The sequence below is a fragment of the Methylomicrobium sp. Wu6 genome (assembly GCF_035916875.1).
Classification (GTDB): domain Bacteria; phylum Pseudomonadota; class Gammaproteobacteria; order Methylococcales; family Methylomonadaceae; genus Methylomicrobium.
On the sequence record NZ_JAXUHN010000035.1, the window covers coordinates 12,837 to 29,499 of the forward strand.

Genomic DNA, 16,663 nt, shown 5'->3' on the forward strand with positions numbered 1-16,663 from the left:
ATCATATGTCTAGTCAACTTTCGCCCGCATTCGCCCTGCCGCCCACGGCCAATCCCCGGCGCACCCTGAACATCGCCGGCAAAGCCGGATCGGCACTCCTGTTGCTGCTGCTCGGCGCCGGCGTCTTTCGCTACGCGGTGAATCAGAGCGCGGCGGAAAGCCTGGCTCGACACACCGCCGACAGCCTGCAACGCAGCGTGATCGCGGTGCATCCACGTCCCGGCGAGGCCTTGCGCAAACTGGTATTGCCGGCTAGCCTGAAAGGCTATACCGAAACCCAGGTTTTCGCGCGCACCAACGGTTACCTGAAAGCCTGGCACAAGAACATCGGCGATAAGGTCAAACAGGGCGATCTGCTGGCCGAGATCGACGTGCCGGAACTGGAACACGAACTGGCGCAGGGCCGGGCTGCGCAGGCTCAGGTCAAGGCCCGCCTGGAGCTGACGCGCTCGACATGGGAACGCTGGAAGCAGTTGAGCGAGACCGACGGCGCGCCGAAGCAGGAGGTCGACGAGAAACGCGCCGCCTTCCTGCAGGCGGAAGCCGACCTGGCCGCCGCCGCGGCGAATGTCAGACGCCTGGAAAACATCGAAAATTACCGCCGCGTTGTCGCACCGTTCGACGGCGTGATTACCCGCCGCGCGGTCGATGTCGGCAGCCTGATCGGCGCCGGCACCCAGGAATTGTTCGCGCTGACCCAGACCGACCCGCTACGCCTGAGCGTCTGGGTGCCGCAGGCCTATGCCGACGACATCGAGGCCGGCCAGACCGCGTCGGTGCGTCCGCTCGGAACGCAAGGACAGGCCATCAGCGCCCGCATCGACCATGTCGCAGGCGCTCTCGATCCTGTCACCCGCTCCCGGCAAGCCGAGATCAGCCTGCCGAATCACGCCGGCCAATTGCTGCCGGGCGCCTATGTCGAAATCGCGATCGACATCGCGCAGAAGACTAGCCCACTGCTGGTGCCGGCCAATGCGCTGGTGATGGACAAGGACGGCACGCACACGGTCATCGTCGATGGCCAAGGCAGGATCGACCTGCGCCCGGTAAAAATAGGCCGAGATTTCGGCCGAGAAGTCGAGATTCTGGAAGGCATCGCCGCGAATGACGTGTTGGTCGCCAGCCCTTCGGACCTGTTGACCCAGGGCGAGACGGTCAGCGTCGTGGAGGCCGATGGCAAACCAAACGAGAAGCTGGCGTCCAGGTCGTGAGAACTTAGAGTATTCTGGTTCCCACGCGCCGCGTGGGAACGAGCATCTCTTATCGGCCAAAACCGGTCATATAATTGAGATTATTTATTGATTTGGCATAGATAAAAGCAGACCTTTGGGCCATGGCAATCCGAGTATACTATGGTTCTTGCCTGAAAAAACTATGAAATTCACATATAAAAAGAGATTCTGATGCCAGTTCCAATTATTGATGCGTACCCAATGTTATGGCATTACACGACAGCCGCAGGACTTGACGGTATCCTTAAAAGCCAACAGCTTTGGGCAACAGATTTTCGCTATCTAAACGATGATGAGGAACTTCGAGGTTTTTTTGAACGTAAATTACCTTCCCTTCTTTACGCAGGGATAGACGAAGGCAGTAGCAAAATTGCTCATTTACCTCGTTATCAGGAAATGCTTAAGGAAGCAGGTGACGCTAAAAATATCAGAAACATTTTGTTTCAAGCATTACATGAGTCAATGACAAATGTAACCTTAAAATTAAATGTCTACGTTACATCCTTTTGTTATTCGACCCCTGATACAGATTTAAAAGATGGTCTTCTAAGCCAATGGCGAGGATATGGGCATGATGGTGGTTATGCCATCATTTTTGATACCAAAGGTTTGAATAATCTTCTGGAAAAGGAACAGGCGCAATATACATATCCCTTCTTGAACTTTAGTGACGTCGACTATCATTGCGATGACTGGGAAAATAATACAGACAGGCATATAGAAACGATTGAATGGGAGCATAAAGTTAAAGAAATTATCTCTAAAATCATAGTTGAAGGCGATTTTGAAAAAAGGGCGGTTGAATTGGCTGAACCAACCATCATGCTGGCGATTCGACACAAGCATCATGGATTTAAAGAGGAGCGCGAAGTAAGAATAGTAGCCGTCCAGTTTCCAAAAAATATGATCGAAGCGGCGGGGAAGCTTGAAGTATTTCCGTCAAATAAATCGGTATTGTTCCGTCCATATGCAGGGGTTCTTGTTCCCTACATTTCTCTTTTTGATGGCATCCCTGAATACGATCAAAAGCTGCCTATCAAACATATTGTTGTCGGCCCGCATCCTGATAAGTTGAAGCGGCAAAAGTCCGTGCAAATGATGCTTGATAAGTTGGAGATTGAAGCAAGGGTCAGTGTTTCAGATATTCCGTTCTTAGGCAGATAGGAAATATGTGTCAAGTCACTAGTGCTTTTCTCAACAGACCACTCTTTGTCCGCTTTGAAAAAAACATGTAGACTCATTCAGTGGCTGCTAAGGGTCGAACTCGAACATTCGATGTAAGATTCCGTCGAGACTTATTTTGGAAGCTGTCAGATCAAGTTCAGATTTTTACAGCTAAATTCATTTCCGTAAATCACCTCTATTGCTGTCTCTACAGAAGCAACCGCCCAACAGCTTCTGCTGACAATTCATCAATCGTTCGCCGTTAGCGTCTTAACGCATCTAGCATCCCGGCCAGCACATAAGGCACTCGGCAACCATTGTCTTCTGGTATGAGTCTTGCTACAGAAGTGTTTTCATTTTCAATTTTTCCTTCTTCCTTAAACCCCATCAGGAGATTCCATGTCCAAATCATTTTACGCGGTCGCCGCCCTGACGGCGGCACTGGCCGCGGCCGGCTGCGGCACGCAGCAGGCCCAACACCTCGATCTGGCCAGCGCAGCCGCCGGCTCCGATGCGATCAAATCGATCGAATTTTCCGGCACCGGCCGCTGGTACCAATTCGGCCAGGCGCCTAACCCCGGCTTGCCGTGGCCGCCGTTCGAGGTCCAGAACTACAGCGCCGACATCGATTATCAGACCGCCAGCGCGAAGTTAGAGATCAGCCGCAAGCAAATCATCGAACCCGGCCGCCAGCGTCCGGCTCCGACCCTGCAAAAGATCGATCAATACATCAGCGGCGCTACGGCCTGGAATGTGACGCCACCCGCCGCGAACGCGCCCAATCCGGCGCCGACCATCACCGCGCAACCGGCCGCCGTTGAAGAGCGCGCGGCCGAAATCTGGGCCAGTCCGCAAGGCTTTTTCAAAGCAGCGCTGCAAAACCACGCCCAGCAGCAGACCGTCAACGGCGGCACCGAGGTCTCCTTCACCACCGGCGGCAAATACCGCTATGTCGGTTTCATCAACGGCCAGCACCAACTGGAGAAAGTGCAAACCTGGATAGACAATCCGGTGCTCGGCGATACCCTGGTCGAGACCCGTTACAGCCATTACAAGGATTTCGGCGGCATCCAGTTTCCGGGCCATATCGCCCGTAGTCAAGGCGGCCACCCTGTGCTGGACATCGACGTGGCAGCAGTCAAGGTCAATCCGGCCGTCAATATTGCGATACCTCAGGAAGCCGCCAAGGCGCCTTCCGTCAAGGTCGCCGTGAACAAGCTCGCCGACGGCGTGTACTATCTGACCGGAGGCACCCACCATAGCGTCGCGATCGCCCAGAAAGACCACATCGTGCTGGTCGAAGCGCCGCAGAACGAAGCACGCTCGCTGGCGCTGATCGCCAAATTGCAGGAAGTGATTCCGAACAAGCCGATCAAATACCTGATCAACACCCATGCCCATTTCGATCATTCCGGAGGCCTCCGCACCTTCGTGGATGCAGGCGCTACGATCGTGACGCCACAACCGAATCAGGCTTATTACGAAACGGTCTGGGCAGCGCCGCATACGCTGAATCCCGACCGCCTGGCGAGATCGAACAAGCCGGCCCAATTCGAAAGCTTTAACGGCAAGCACGTGTTGTCGGACGGGAAACGCAAAATCGAAATTCATACCCTTGCCGGCAATAGCCATAACGATGCTTTCGCGGCGGTCTATCTGCCCAAGGAAAAAATCCTGATCGAGGCCGACGCCTATACCCCCACCACAGCGAACGTGCCGCCGCCGTCATCGCCGAATCCGTATTCGGTCAACCTGTTCGACAACATCCGCAAATTGAATCTGGATGTCGAACGGATCGCCGCCCTGCACGGACCACGCATCGCCACGCTGGCCAATTTGCGCGCCGCGATCGGCTTGCAAACCAGTTCCAGATAGGAGAGCGCGACGGGGTTTGCAACCCCATTGCTTACGTTTCGTGCCTTGAGCGATGGCAAAGGATATCAAACGTAACGGCCGGGTTTGCAAAACCCGACCGGCGAGGGAACCCACATTACATTCCAAACACTTATTTTGGCAAACTGTTGCCCAGACAACACCTCTCCGACAGCCGCTGCTGCCCCGACAGCAGCCTTCCGCACGCAATTAGATTAAAAACCAATCAAAAACAAAAGTTTAATAGATGGCACGAAGCCTGCTTAGTCAAAAGCATATTTGAATTTTAAATTTCAATTAACTGGCTCAAGTTCTATTACTCTATTCAACCCGCATGACTGATCTGAAAAAAAAATCGGAGCGCACACGCAACCGACTCTTGACCGCCGCCTGCCGCATCTTTGCGGAGAAAGGCTTCCAGGAAGCGACGATCGCGGAAATCTGCGAACAGGCTCAAACCAACATCGCTTCGGTCAATTACCACTTCCGCGACAAGGAGACCCTGTATCTCGAATCCTGGCGTTTCGCCTTCACTCACGAATTGACCCGGCATCCGCCCGACGGCGGCGTCGCCGGCGATGCCGCGCCGGAACAACGCCTGGCCGGACGGATATACTCGCTGATTCAGCGCGTCGCCGACCGCGACGGCTATTCGTTCGCGATCATGCATAAGGAAATGGCCCGTCCGACGCGTTTGCTGGCGGACATTCTGGAAAAGGAAATCGATCCGCAGCGCCGGCAGCTGTTCGGCCTGCTGCGGGAGTGTCTGGGTCAGGCCGCCGACGACCGCCATTTGCAATATTGCCATGACAGCATCATGGGCCAGTGCTTTCAATTATTGCGCTTGAAACAGATACAGCACGTTCGCCTCCAGCCTGATCCTCCTGCTGACTTGAGCGACATCAAGGCCTATGCCGACCATGTCGTGCAATTTTCACTGGCCGGCATCGAAGCCATTCGCACCCACACTCACAACTAACCGATGCCCATGAACACCCTCGATGAGCCGCTGTTATCGCCGCCCGGCAGCCGCTTGCGGCGTTTTATTTTTCCCGCCACCCTGTTGACGATCGCGCTGACGGCCGCCGGCTTTTATGCCGGGCACAGCGCGGAGAGCGAGGCGGCCACACCCGAAAGCGGCGCCGGCAAGCCCAAGCGCGGCGGCGACGGCGTGCCGGCGGTGTCGGTCGAAACGGTCACGCAAGCCGATTTCCCGGTGTATCTGAACGGTTTGGGCACGGTGACGGCCCTGCGCACGGTCACGGTCCGGCCCCGGGTCGACGGCGAACTGGTACGCGTCGTCTTCAGCGAAGGCCAGATGGTCAAGCAAGGCGATCTCTTGGCCGAAATCGATCCGCGTCCGTTTCAGGTACAGTTGCAGCAGGCCGAAGGCCAGTTGCTGCGCGATGAAGCTCTGCTGAAAAACGCCGAACTCGATCACGCGCGTTACCGGACGCTACTTACCCAGGATTCGATCGCGGCCCAGCAGGTGATGGCCCAGGAAAGCCAGGTCAAGCAATACCGCGGCAGCGTCGAAATGGACCAAGCTCAGGTCAACAACGCCAAATTGCAGCTCGGTTACGCCAAATTGACCTCGCCAATCTCCGGACGCGCAGGCCTTCGGCAGATCGATCAGGGCAATCAGGTCAGGGCCGGCGATGCCAACGGCCTGGTGGTGATTACGCAACTGCAGCCGATCAACGTAGTCTTCACCTTGCCGGAAGACAAGGTGCAGCCGTTGGTCCAGCGCCTGCGTTCGAACCAGACGATCCCCGTCGAAGCCTATGACCGCGCCGGCAAGGCCCGGCTCGCCGTCGGCAAATTGCTGGCGATCGACAATCAGATCGATCCGGGTACCGGCACCCTGAAGCTGAAGGCGCAATTCGACAACAGCGAAGGAACCCTGTTCGCGAACCAATTTGTGAATACCAAGATGCTGCTGGAAACCCTGCATGATGCGGTGCAGGTATCCAGCGCCGCGGTGCAATACGACAGCCAGGGCGCATTCGTGTATGTGGTCGGCCCGGATGCCGGCGTGCAGCAGCGCCGCGTCACGCTGGGCCCGAGCGCCGCCGACAAGGTCGCGGTATTGAGTAATCTAAAAGCCCATGAAGCGGTCGTGGTGCAAGGCTTCGATCGCCTCCGCGACGGCGGCAAGGCCGACATCGCCGAAAGGGACGGCCAGGCGGTCGCCGCGAGTCAGGAGTCGCTGCTAAAAACACCAGTTCAGCCCGGTAAACGCGAGCAACACAGCTGACTATGAATACCTCAGGTCAGGGCTCGCCCAACTTCAATCCCTCGCGGCCCTTCATTCTGCGCCCGGTGGCGACTTCGTTGCTTATGGTCGCGCTGCTGCTGGTCGGCATCCTCGCCTATCGACTATTGCCGGTTTCGGCCTTGCCGCAAGTCGATTATCCGACCATCCAGGTTGTGACCCTGTATCCCGGCGCCAGTCCGGAAGTGATGACGTCGATCGTCACCTCTCCCCTGGAGCGCCAGTTCGGGCAGATGCCGGGCCTGACCCAAATGTCCTCGACCAGTTCCGGCGGCGCCTCGGTGATTACCTTGCAGTTCGCGCTCGAACTGGACCTGGACATCGCCGAACAGACAGTGCAGGCGGCGATCAATGCGGCCGCGACCTTTCTGCCGGGCGACTTGCCGCAGCCGCCGATCTACAGCAAGGTCAATCCGGCCGACACGCCGATCATGACCCTGGCGGTCAGTTCGAAGACCCTGCCCTTGTTCAAGGTCCAGGATCTGGTCGATACCCGGATCGCGCAAAAACTCTCGCAGTTGCCCGGCGTCGGCATGGTCAGCCTCAGCGGCGGCCAGCGTCCGGCCGTGCGCATCCAGGCCAACCATCAGGCACTGGCGGCCTACGGCATCAGCCTCGAAGACCTGCGCCGCGCGATCGCGGCAACCAACGTAAACCAGCCGAAAGGCATGTTCAACGGCCCGCTGCGCTCGGCGATCATCGACAGCAATGATCAATTGCGCTCGGCCGCCGAATACCGCGAACTGGTGGTGGCCTACCGCAACGGCGCGCCGGTGCATCTGGCCGAGGTCGCCAACGTGATCGACGATGCCGAGAATACACGGCTGGCAGCCTGGGCCAATACCGCGTCGGCGGTGATCGTGAACATCCAGCGCCAGCCGGGCGCCAACGTGATCGAAGTGGTCGAACGGATCAAAGAACTGCTGCCGCAATTGCAGGCGGCCTTGCCGGTCAACGTCGAAGTGCTGCCGCTGACCGACCGCACGGTCACGATCCGCGCCTCGGTACATGACGTGCAGTTCGAGTTGCTGCTCGCGATCGCCCTGGTGGTGATGGTGATCTTCCTGTTCCTGCGTAACGTGCCGGCCACGATCATTCCGGGCATCGCGGTGCCGCTGTCGTTGATGGGCACCTTCGCCGTGATGTATCTGGCCGATTTCAGCATCAACAACCTGACCCTGATGGCGCTGACGATAGCGACCGGCTTCGTGGTCGACGACGCGATCGTCGTGATCGAGAACATCTCCCGCCATATCGAGCGCGGCGAATCGCCGATGAAGGCCGCTCTGAAAGGCTCGGAGCAGATCGGCTTCACGATCATCTCGCTGACCTTTTCGCTGGTCGCGGTACTGATACCGCTGCTGTTCATGGGCGACGTGGTCGGCCGGCTGTTCCGGGAGTTTGCGATCACCTTGGCGGTCGCGATCCTGCTTTCGGCGGTCGTCTCGCTGACCCTGACGCCGATGATGTGCGCCCGCTTGCTGCGCCAGGGGATCGAGCACGGCGACGAAGGCCACGGCGACGGTTGGTTCGATCGCCTGATCGCCGCTTACGGCCGCAGCCTGGCCTGGGTGATGCGGCATCAGATCATGACGATGACCGTGTTCGCCGCGACCGTGGCATTGACCGTGGCCTTGTATGTCTTCATCCCGAAAGGCTTTTTCCCGGCGCAGGATACCGGCCTGATCCAGGGCTTTTCGGAGGCGCCGCAAAATGCCTCGTTCGCGGCGATGAGCGAATACCAACAGGCGCTCGGCAAGCGGATCCTAGAGGACCCTGCGGTCGAGAGCCTGTCGTCGTTCATCGGCGTCGACGGCATCAACACGACCCCGAATGCCGGACGCTTCCTGATCAACCTGAAGCCCCGGGACGAACGCGAGGCCAGCGCCGCCGAGGTGATCGCCAGGCTCAAGCCGAAGCTGGCCGAAGTAAGCGACGTGAAGCTGTATCTGCAAGCGGTGCAGGATTTGACGATGGAAAACCGGGTCAGCCGCACGCAATACCAGTTTACGCTCGAAAGCCCGAATAGCGACGAGCTGAACCGCTGGACCCAGGCATTGGCCGCGAAACTGTCCGCCCGCCCCGAATTTGCCGAGGTCGCCAGCGACGTGCAGGATCAGGGCCGGCAAGTCTACGTGAACATCGACCGCAGCACCGCGAGCCGCCTCGGCATCACCACCGCCGCGATCGACGACACGCTCTACAGCGCTTACGGGCAGCGCCAGGTATCGACCATTTTCACCCAGTCGAACCAGTACCGGGTGGTGCTGGAAGTCGATCCCGCCGCCCAGCAAGGCCCGGCCTCGCTGAACGATCTGCGCATCCCCTCCGGCAACGGCAGCCAGGTGCCGCTGTCGGCGATCGCCGAAATTTCCGAACGGCCGACGCCGCTGGCTATCAACCATCTCGACCAGTTTCCGGTCGCGACCCTGTCGTTCAATCTGGCGCCGGGCGCGGCGCTCGGCGATGCGGTGCGCGCGATCGATCAGGTCAAAGAGGACATCGGCCTGCCGCTCGGCATCCGCACCCGCTACCAGGGCGCCGCGCAGGCGTTCAACGCCTCGCTCGGCAATACCCTGTGGCTGATCCTGGCCGCTATCGTGACCGTCTACATCGTGCTTGGCGTCTTGTACGAAAGCTACATCCATCCGTTGACGATCCTGTCGACCCTGCCTTCCGCCGGCGTCGGCGCCCTGCTCGCGTTGATCCTGTCCGGCGGCGACCTCGGCATCATCGGTATCATCGGCATCATTCTGCTGATCGGCATCGTCAAGAAAAACGCGATCATGATGATCGATTTCGCGCTGGAAGCGGAGCGGAAGCACAAGATGCCGCCCGGCGAGGCGATCTTCCAGGCCTGCCTGCTGCGCTTCCGGCCGATCCTGATGACCACCTTGGCGGCGCTGCTCGGCGCGTTGCCGTTGATGCTCGGCAGCGGCGTGGGTTCGGAGCTGCGTCATCCGCTCGGCATTACGATGGTCGGCGGATTGCTGGTCAGCCAGCTGTTGACCCTGTACACCACGCCGGTGATCTATTTGTGGATGGACAATCTCGCCCGGCGGGTGAATGCCGTCTTGCGTCCGAATCCTGTCGAAGCGATTGAAAACGACGGCGGCCTGTGATGAATTTTTCGGCCCTCTTCATTCGCCGTCCGGTCGCGACCACGCTGTTGACACTCGCGGTCGCCCTGGCCGGGGTTCTGGCGTTTCTGAATCTGCCGGTCGCGTCCTTGCCGGAAGTGGATTTCCCTACGATCAGCGTCAGCGCCGAGATACCCGGCGCCAGCGCCGAAACGATGGCCGCGACGGTCGCGACACCGCTGGAGCGAGCACTCGGGCGGATCGCCGGCATCACCGAGATGACTTCCGAAAGCGGCATGGGCAGCACCCAGATCACCCTGCAATTCGACCTGAGCCGCGACATCAACGGCGCGGCCCGCGACGTGCAGGCCGCGATCAATGCGGCGGGCAACCTGTTGCCTAGCAACATGCCGAGCCTGCCGAGCTATCGCCGCGACAATCCGGCCGACTCTCCGATTATCGTCTTGACCCTGACGTCCGACACCCTGGCTCTCGGCCAAATCTACGACGTGGCCGCCACGCTGCTGGCGCAAAAAATCGCGCAGACACCGGGCGTCGGCGGCGTCGACATCCGAGGCGCATCAATGCCGGCGGTGCGCGTCGAACTGAATCCCCATGCGCTGAACCAGTACGGCATCGGGCTGGAGGATGTCCGGAATACGATAACTCAAAGCAATACGACCCGGCCGAAAGGCGAGATTGAGCATGCGGGCCGGCGCTGGCAGGTCCAGGCCAACGACCAGGCGCGGAAGGCCCCCGATTATGCCTCCTTGATCGTCAGTTACCGTAACGGCGCGCCGGTCACCCTAGCCGATCTCGGCAAGGTCGAGGATTCGGTAGAGAATCTCAGCAACACCGGCGTCAAGGACGGCAAGCCGGCGGTGCTGCTGGTAGTCAAGAAACAGCCGCAGGCCAACGTGATCGAAGCGGTCGACCGGATCAAGGCGATGGTGCCTCGGCTCAGGGCGTCGATTCCGGGCGCGATCGACCTGCAGGTCGCCTCCGACCGTTCGTTGACGATCCGGGCTTCGCTCGCCGAAGTCGAGCGCACGATGCTATTTGCGATCATTCTGGTGACTCTGGTCGTGTTATTGTTCTTGCGCAATTTGCGCTCGACCCTGATCCCGATCATCGCGGTGCCGGTGTCGCTGCTCGGCGCCTGCTCAGTGATGTATCTATGCGGTTACAGCCTGAATAACCTGTCGCTGATGGCGCTGACGATCGCGACCGGCTTCGTGGTCGACGATGCGATCGTGGTGCTCGAAAACGCCAACCGCCACATCGAAAAAGGCATGGCGCCGTTCAAGGCGGCGCTGCTGGCCGCCAAGGAAGTCGGTTTTACCGTACTGGCGATGAATGTCGCACTGATCGCGGTGTTCCTGCCGATATTGCTGATGGGCGGCCTGGTCGGGCGCCTCTTCAGGGAGTTCGCGGTGACCTTGTCGGCCGCGGTGCTGGTGTCGCTGCTGGTGTCGCTGACGGTGACGCCTATGCTGTGCGCCCGCTGGCTCGACAAAGAAAGCTCCCGGCATGGCCGCATCTATCGGGGTATCGAACGCGCCTTCGTCGGCCTCCAGCGTTTTTACGAACGCAGTTTGAGTTGGGCGCTGCGCCATCGCCGGGTGATGCTGGCGGTCTTCGCCGCGACCATTGGGCTGAACGTGTATCTGTACAAGGTGATCGACAAGGGCTTTTTTCCGACCCAGGACGGCGGCAGGCTGATGGGGGTCGTGCAGGCCGACCAGGGCGTGTCGTTCTGGGCCATGCAGGACAAGTTTTTCGAGTATGCAAAACGGGTACGTCATGACCCCGCGGTCACCAACATCAACGGTTTTTTCAGCAGCCAGCGCAGCCTGAATAACGCGATCGTGTTCATCGACCTGAAGGATCATGACCAGCGCGATTCGATCGACAGCATAATGCGCCGCTTCCGAACCCAATTCAACCGCATACCGGGCGCCACCTTGCAGGTTTTTCCGGCGCAGGAATTGCGCATCGGCGGGCGTTCATCCCCGTCGCTGTTCCAGTTCAGTTTGCAGTCCGACGATCTGGATTTATTGCGCGAGTGGACGCCGAAGGTGCAGAGCGCCCTGTCTGAATTGCCCGAGCTGAACGATGTCAGCAGCAACCAGCAGGAAAAGGGCGAGCAGATCGGGCTGGTCGTCGACCGCGAACTGGCGGCCCGTTACGGGGTCGATCCGGCGCTGATCGACGCCAGCCTGAACGACGCTTTCGGCCAGCGCCAGGTGTCGGTGATTTACGAGCCGCTGAATCAGTACCGGGTGGTGATGGAACTGGCGCCGGAATACTGGCAAAGCCCGGAGGCGCTGAAGCGCCTGTATGTCAGCGTGCCGGGGCAGGCGCCGGCGAACGGCGAGGCAGTCCGGCCCCGTCAGGTGCCGGTATCGAGCCTCGCCCATTTCGCGCCGAGCAACACGCCGTTGACGGTTAGCCATCAGGGCCAGTTTGCCGCGACTACCTTGTCCTTCAATCTGCAACCCGGCATCTCGCTGTCCGCCGCGACGCAGGCGGTCAACCAGGCGATGCGCAACATCGGGGTGCCGGATGCGATTCAGGGCAGTTTTCAGGGCGCCGCCAAGGCCTTTCAGCAATCGCTGGACAACCAGCCCTGGCTGATCCTGGCTGCCTTGCTGAGCATCTATCTGGTACTCGGCGTGCTTTACGAAAGCCTGATGCATCCCTTGACGATCCTGTCCACCCTGCCCTCGGCCGGCGTCGGCGCGCTCCTGACTTTAATGGCCACAGATACCGAATTCAGCATCATCGCACTGGTCGGGGTGATTTTGCTGATCGGGATCGTGATGAAGAACGCGATCATGATGATCGATTTCGCCTTGCTGGCCGAACGCGAACACAATCTGGATTCGCGCGCAGCGATTTTCGAGGCCTGCATGCTGCGTTTCAGGCCGATCATGATGACGTCGATGGCCGCGCTGTTCGGCGCACTGCCGTTGGCGCTGGGTAGCGGCTACGGCGCCGAGCTGCGTCAGCCGCTCGGCATCACGATTATCGGCGGCCTGATCTTCAGCCAGTTGCTGACCCTCTACACCACGCCGGTGGTCTATCTGTACCTCGACCGCCTCCGCTTCGGTTTCCTCGCCCGATTTTTTAACCGTCCCGCCGAGAAAGCGGGAGAACCCGCTTGAGTTTGACTGAGATTTGCATGAATTTGCGCATTAGCCCTACGCTCGTTTTAACCCTGATCACCCTCCCGCTTGCCGGCTGCATGGTGGGTCCCGACCATGTCCGCCCGGAGGCGGCCGTTACCGACGCGTTCAAGGAGGCGAAAGGCTGGAAGCCCGCGCAGCCGCGTGACACCGCGCTGCCGCAAAAATGGTGGCGGATCTTCAACGATCCGAAGCTGAATGAACTGGTCGAACAGGTGGCTGGCGCCAATCAGTCGGTGGCTCAGGCCGAGGCGCAATACCGCCAGGCCCAGCATCTGGTGCAATCGTCGCAATCGTCCCTGCTGCCGGTCGCGACCTTGACCGGACAAGTCAGCCGCTTCCAGGCCGCCTCGGGTCAAAGTATCGCGGTGCCCGGGATCAGAAACCTGTTCGGCCTCGGCGCCGGCGCGGTCTGGGAGCCCGACCTGTGGGGCAGAATCCGTCGCCAGGTGGAGGCCAATACCGGCAGCGCCCAGGCCAGCGCCGCGACCTTGCAGGCGCTGATCCTGTCCAGCCAGGCCACGCTGGCGCAAAACTACTTCCAGCTCAAGACGCTGGACGCGCAGAAAGCCCTGTTCGACGAAACCGTGGCCGCTTTCGCGAAGACGCTCGAAATCACCAAAAACCGCTATGCGGTCGGCGTCGCCGGCAAGACCGATGTGGTGCAGGCCGAGGCGCAGCTCGAATCGGCCCGCGCCCAGGCCGCCAATCTCGGCGTACAGCGGGCTAGGATCGAACATGCGATCGCGGTGTTGATCGGCAAGACACCTGCGGAGTTATCGCTGCCGTCGTCGCCGTTGCTGGTCCAGCCGCCTTCGATTCCGGTCAGCTTGCCATCCGAACTGCTCGAACGCCGCCCCGACATCGCGGCCGCCGAACGCCAGGTCGCAGCCGCGAATGCCAGGATCGGCGTCGCCAAGGCAGCCTATTTCCCGACCTTGAATCTGGCCGTCAGCGGCGGCTATCAAGCCGGCGACACCGACACGCTGTTCACGATGGCGCGCCGCTACTGGGCATTGGGTCCGGCCGGCGCGGCGCTGACAATATTCGACGGCGGCGTCAAGAACGCCCAGTACCAGCAGGCCATCGCCGCGCACGACGCCACCGTCGCCGCCTACCGGCAATCCGTGCTGACCGGCTTCCAGGAAGTCGAGGACAACCTGGCCGCCTTGCGGATTCTTCAGGAAGAGATCCATGTGCAGGAGAAAGCCGTCGCCGCCGCCGAACAGGCGGTGGCGCTGACGCTCAATCAGTACAAGGCCGGCACCGTCAGTTATCTGAACGTGATGACCGCGCAGACCGTCGCGTTGTCCAACCAACAAACCGCCGCACAGTTGAAGGGCGAACAATTGAACGCTTCGGTGCTGCTGGTCAAGGCGCTGGGCGGCGGCTGGAACGAGCGTTTGCTGCCAACGAAGGATGAGGCCGATGGCGACCGCGAATGGACCGACTATTTGATCTTGCCGGTGGATTTATTGGGATTCGGTCAAAAATAACTACCACTTATGGTTTCCATGCTCCGCGTAGAAACGATGCAAGCATTGTCTCACGATGAAGGCATGAGTTATAAAACTGCTTTTATAACTCACAATTTTGCATATGATGAGTTATATAAAAAGAAGCTATAACTCATGACGCGGATCTGGCAACAACCCGAATGGCCTGATTTTAGCTATGACAAATCCCGCATTCAGGAAAACGAGAAGCGTCTGCTGCTGGGTACCGGCTTCAGATTCGGAGCCTTCAAGCACCTCGATGAAGAAGACAAGCAGCAATTAACCGTCGAGTTGATCAGCAATGAAGTGTTAAAGACTTCGGCGATCGAAGGCGAGACGCTTGACCTCGATAGCCTTCAATCCTCCGTTCGCCGCCAATTCGGACTGGTACCGACCATAGAAAAATCGCCCTGCCGAACAAGGCATTGCGGAAGCGATGGTCGATTTAGATCGTCGTTTCGAGGCACCCTTGTCCCATACCCTGCTATTCGATTGGCATCGAAGTTGACCCAAGGCCACCGTGATTTAACCGACATCGGCCGCTACCGGACTCCCCCTGAGCCGATGTAAATCGTTCCGGCGCCGTCTATGCCCCGAAAGTGTATTTTGAAGCCCGGCCATCGCAACAAATGATGCCTGAGATGGAACGACTCATCACCTGGTTTAACGACACGGCGCCGAGCGGAAACCGGCCGTTGCAGGCTTTATTACGCGCCGGCATTGCCCACCTCTATTTTGTCAGCATCCCCCCTTCGAGGACGGCAATGGCCGGATTGCGCGGGCGCTTGCCGAAAAAGCACTGGCCCAATGCCTGGGACAACCGACGCTCATCGCGATTGCCGCCACCATCGAACGAGAGATACCCGCCAATCCGTCACGAATAGCAGGAAGCCAATTAATTTCAATCCGTTCCGCGATTATATAAAGACCCTGGACAGACGGATTAATCCCCCGAAAAACACATACCCGGCTTGAATTCAATAACCCTATCGCGATAGAGAAATTAACGAAATTAGCATGAAAACTTATGATAGGATTAGAAGCGGAAATTATCTAATTGACGCTGGCTTTATGGAAAAACACCTAGCAATGCCCGGGAACCTTGGTAATAACCGATGCGGCCGCAGTCGCTGCCTTGTGGGCGATAATTTATGCCTATGGATGCGCCATTCGGCGGCGCCGATGTTCTGACTGTTCTCTCTCGGCTCAGCTTACGAGCCGGCCCGAATCGAGAAGATGAGGCTGACATTAGCCGAAGTGGATTCAACAGGGAATAACAACTGGAGGATTTCAATGCGCAAAGCCATTAACGCGATCTCATTAACGTTCTTTGGGGCATCAATATTGATTTTTATTTCAGCACTATTAATCCCTTTGCTGAGAGAATCGGCTTCGCAAGGAAGGGACAAACCAGAGATCTATGAAGCGTTTGGCCCACTCAGAAAGCCTATCGAAAAATCGGTGCAGGAACAAACGCAGAATGCCGATATTCCTACTAAAGTCGAATCATCTACAGCGCAGATTGAAGGCAAGGTTGAGCAAAATGATAATGCAATTGATACAAATCGAGTGAATTCGAGCGCTATGCAAACGCGGCCAACTTCTCCTGAAATAGCCGTCCCTCAAATCGGCGAGAAATTGCCAGAGCCCGTAAATCCTATCGCGGCAGAGGAAAAACCAGCGTCTCAATACGGGCCGATGAGCCTGCTCGTCCTTGGTGAAGGCTCGTTTGCTACAGGGGGAATAAAGCCCAAAGCAAACGCGCAGGAAGCGATCGATAAAATTATCCCACTTATCCAAGCGCGATCTCTGGATATCGTCATCGTTGAGGGACATGCCGACAAATCGATACCGGATGGCTTTAGCCCTGTTCAAGCCTGGAAATGGAATAAAATCGTCTCAATGCAACGCGCCAAGGCAGTCGCCCAGGTTTTGACGCAAAAAGGAGTCGCAAGCGACAGAATCATTGTTAAAGGGCTTGGCGATGCTGTTCCGCTTGCTTCCAACCGTACTTATAAGGGGCGGGCAAAAAATCGCCGGGTGGAAATAAAACTCTCATCCCTTCGATAGTAATATGTAAATTTTTTATTTTCCCGGAAATCATTTGTTCTTAGAAATCTTGCCGTTCGAAAACATTCCTGATCCGGCATACTTTTTCGATCTAGACTACTAAGAATGTTGCTCGGTGAAATGACGGAAAGTCTATTGGCGAAAAAGAGTTTGGCGGTACCGGTAGACCCAATGCCATTAAGTTAAGAGAAGCTTCGCTCCTTCTCCCTTCGGGAGAAGGCTGGGATGAGGGGATCAAAATAAAGTATTTTTCCTTATTTTTGATCCTCCTCACCCCAACCCTCTC

The 16,663-nt window shown here is 58.2% G+C and carries 12 protein-coding genes; 11 read left to right on the forward strand and 1 reads right to left on the reverse strand.

Annotated features, from left to right (window positions below; all coding sequences use genetic code 11):
* Positions 1 to 5 precede the first annotated feature (5 nt).
* Entirely contained in the window at positions 6 to 1,211 is a 1,206-nt protein-coding gene (locus tag U2W12_RS02195) for an efflux RND transporter periplasmic adaptor subunit (RefSeq protein WP_326499036.1), read from the forward strand.
* Between the two features lie 192 nt (positions 1,212 to 1,403).
* Positions 1,404 to 2,396 carry a DUF2971 domain-containing protein gene (locus tag U2W12_RS02200; protein WP_326499037.1) on the forward strand — a complete coding sequence of 331 codons (993 nt, stop codon included), beginning with the start codon at positions 1,404 to 1,406 and terminating at the stop codon, positions 2,394 to 2,396.
* A gap of 262 nt (positions 2,397 to 2,658) precedes the next feature.
* Here the strand turns inward: U2W12_RS02200 and U2W12_RS02205 are convergent, their stop codons facing one another.
* Positions 2,659 to 2,784, reverse strand: a complete 126-nt coding sequence (locus U2W12_RS02205) for a hypothetical protein (protein WP_326499038.1) — start codon at positions 2,782 to 2,784, stop codon at positions 2,659 to 2,661.
* A gap of 11 nt (positions 2,785 to 2,795) precedes the next feature.
* Between U2W12_RS02205 and U2W12_RS02210 the strand changes: the two genes are divergently transcribed.
* From U2W12_RS02210 to U2W12_RS02250, 9 genes are all read left to right on the forward strand, one after another.
* Positions 2,796 to 4,271, forward strand: coding sequence for an MBL fold metallo-hydrolase (locus U2W12_RS02210; RefSeq protein ID WP_326499039.1), 1,476 nt, complete (start codon positions 2,796 to 2,798; stop codon positions 4,269 to 4,271).
* Positions 4,272 to 4,602: 331 nt separating this feature from the next.
* A complete protein-coding gene (locus tag U2W12_RS02215; protein WP_326499040.1) occupies positions 4,603 to 5,247 on the forward strand; it encodes a CerR family C-terminal domain-containing protein in 645 nt (214 codons plus the stop codon).
* 3 nt (positions 5,248 to 5,250) lie between these two features.
* Entirely contained in the window at positions 5,251 to 6,525 is a 1,275-nt protein-coding gene (locus U2W12_RS02220) for an MdtA/MuxA family multidrug efflux RND transporter periplasmic adaptor subunit (protein ID WP_326499041.1), read from the forward strand.
* Between the two features lie 2 nt (positions 6,526 to 6,527).
* The gene (locus U2W12_RS02225) at positions 6,528 to 9,665 is read left to right on the forward strand and encodes an MdtB/MuxB family multidrug efflux RND transporter permease subunit (RefSeq protein ID WP_326499042.1); all 3,138 of its coding nucleotides are present in this window, start codon (positions 6,528 to 6,530) and stop codon (positions 9,663 to 9,665) included.
* Positions 9,665 to 12,790, forward strand: coding sequence for a multidrug efflux RND transporter permease subunit (locus tag U2W12_RS02230; protein WP_326499043.1), 3,126 nt, complete (start codon positions 9,665 to 9,667; stop codon positions 12,788 to 12,790). Before U2W12_RS02225 ends, U2W12_RS02230 begins: the two co-directional genes overlap by 1 nt.
* A gap of 17 nt (positions 12,791 to 12,807) precedes the next feature.
* Entirely contained in the window at positions 12,808 to 14,307 is a 1,500-nt protein-coding gene (locus tag U2W12_RS02235; protein ID WP_326499044.1) for an efflux transporter outer membrane subunit, read from the forward strand.
* 135 nt (positions 14,308 to 14,442) lie between these two features.
* On the forward strand, positions 14,443 to 14,877 hold the full coding sequence (locus tag U2W12_RS02240) for a DUF4172 domain-containing protein (protein WP_326499045.1): 435 nt from the start codon (positions 14,443 to 14,445) through the stop codon (positions 14,875 to 14,877).
* A gap of 71 nt (positions 14,878 to 14,948) precedes the next feature.
* Positions 14,949 to 15,191 carry a hypothetical protein gene (locus tag U2W12_RS02245; protein ID WP_326499046.1) on the forward strand — a complete coding sequence of 81 codons (243 nt, stop codon included), beginning with the start codon at positions 14,949 to 14,951 and terminating at the stop codon, positions 15,189 to 15,191.
* A 409-nt stretch (positions 15,192 to 15,600) separates the two neighbouring features.
* Positions 15,601 to 16,377 (forward strand): OmpA family protein, encoded by a 777-nt coding sequence (locus U2W12_RS02250; RefSeq protein WP_326499047.1) that lies wholly within the window; start codon positions 15,601 to 15,603, stop codon positions 16,375 to 16,377.
* Positions 16,378 to 16,663 lie beyond the last annotated feature (286 nt).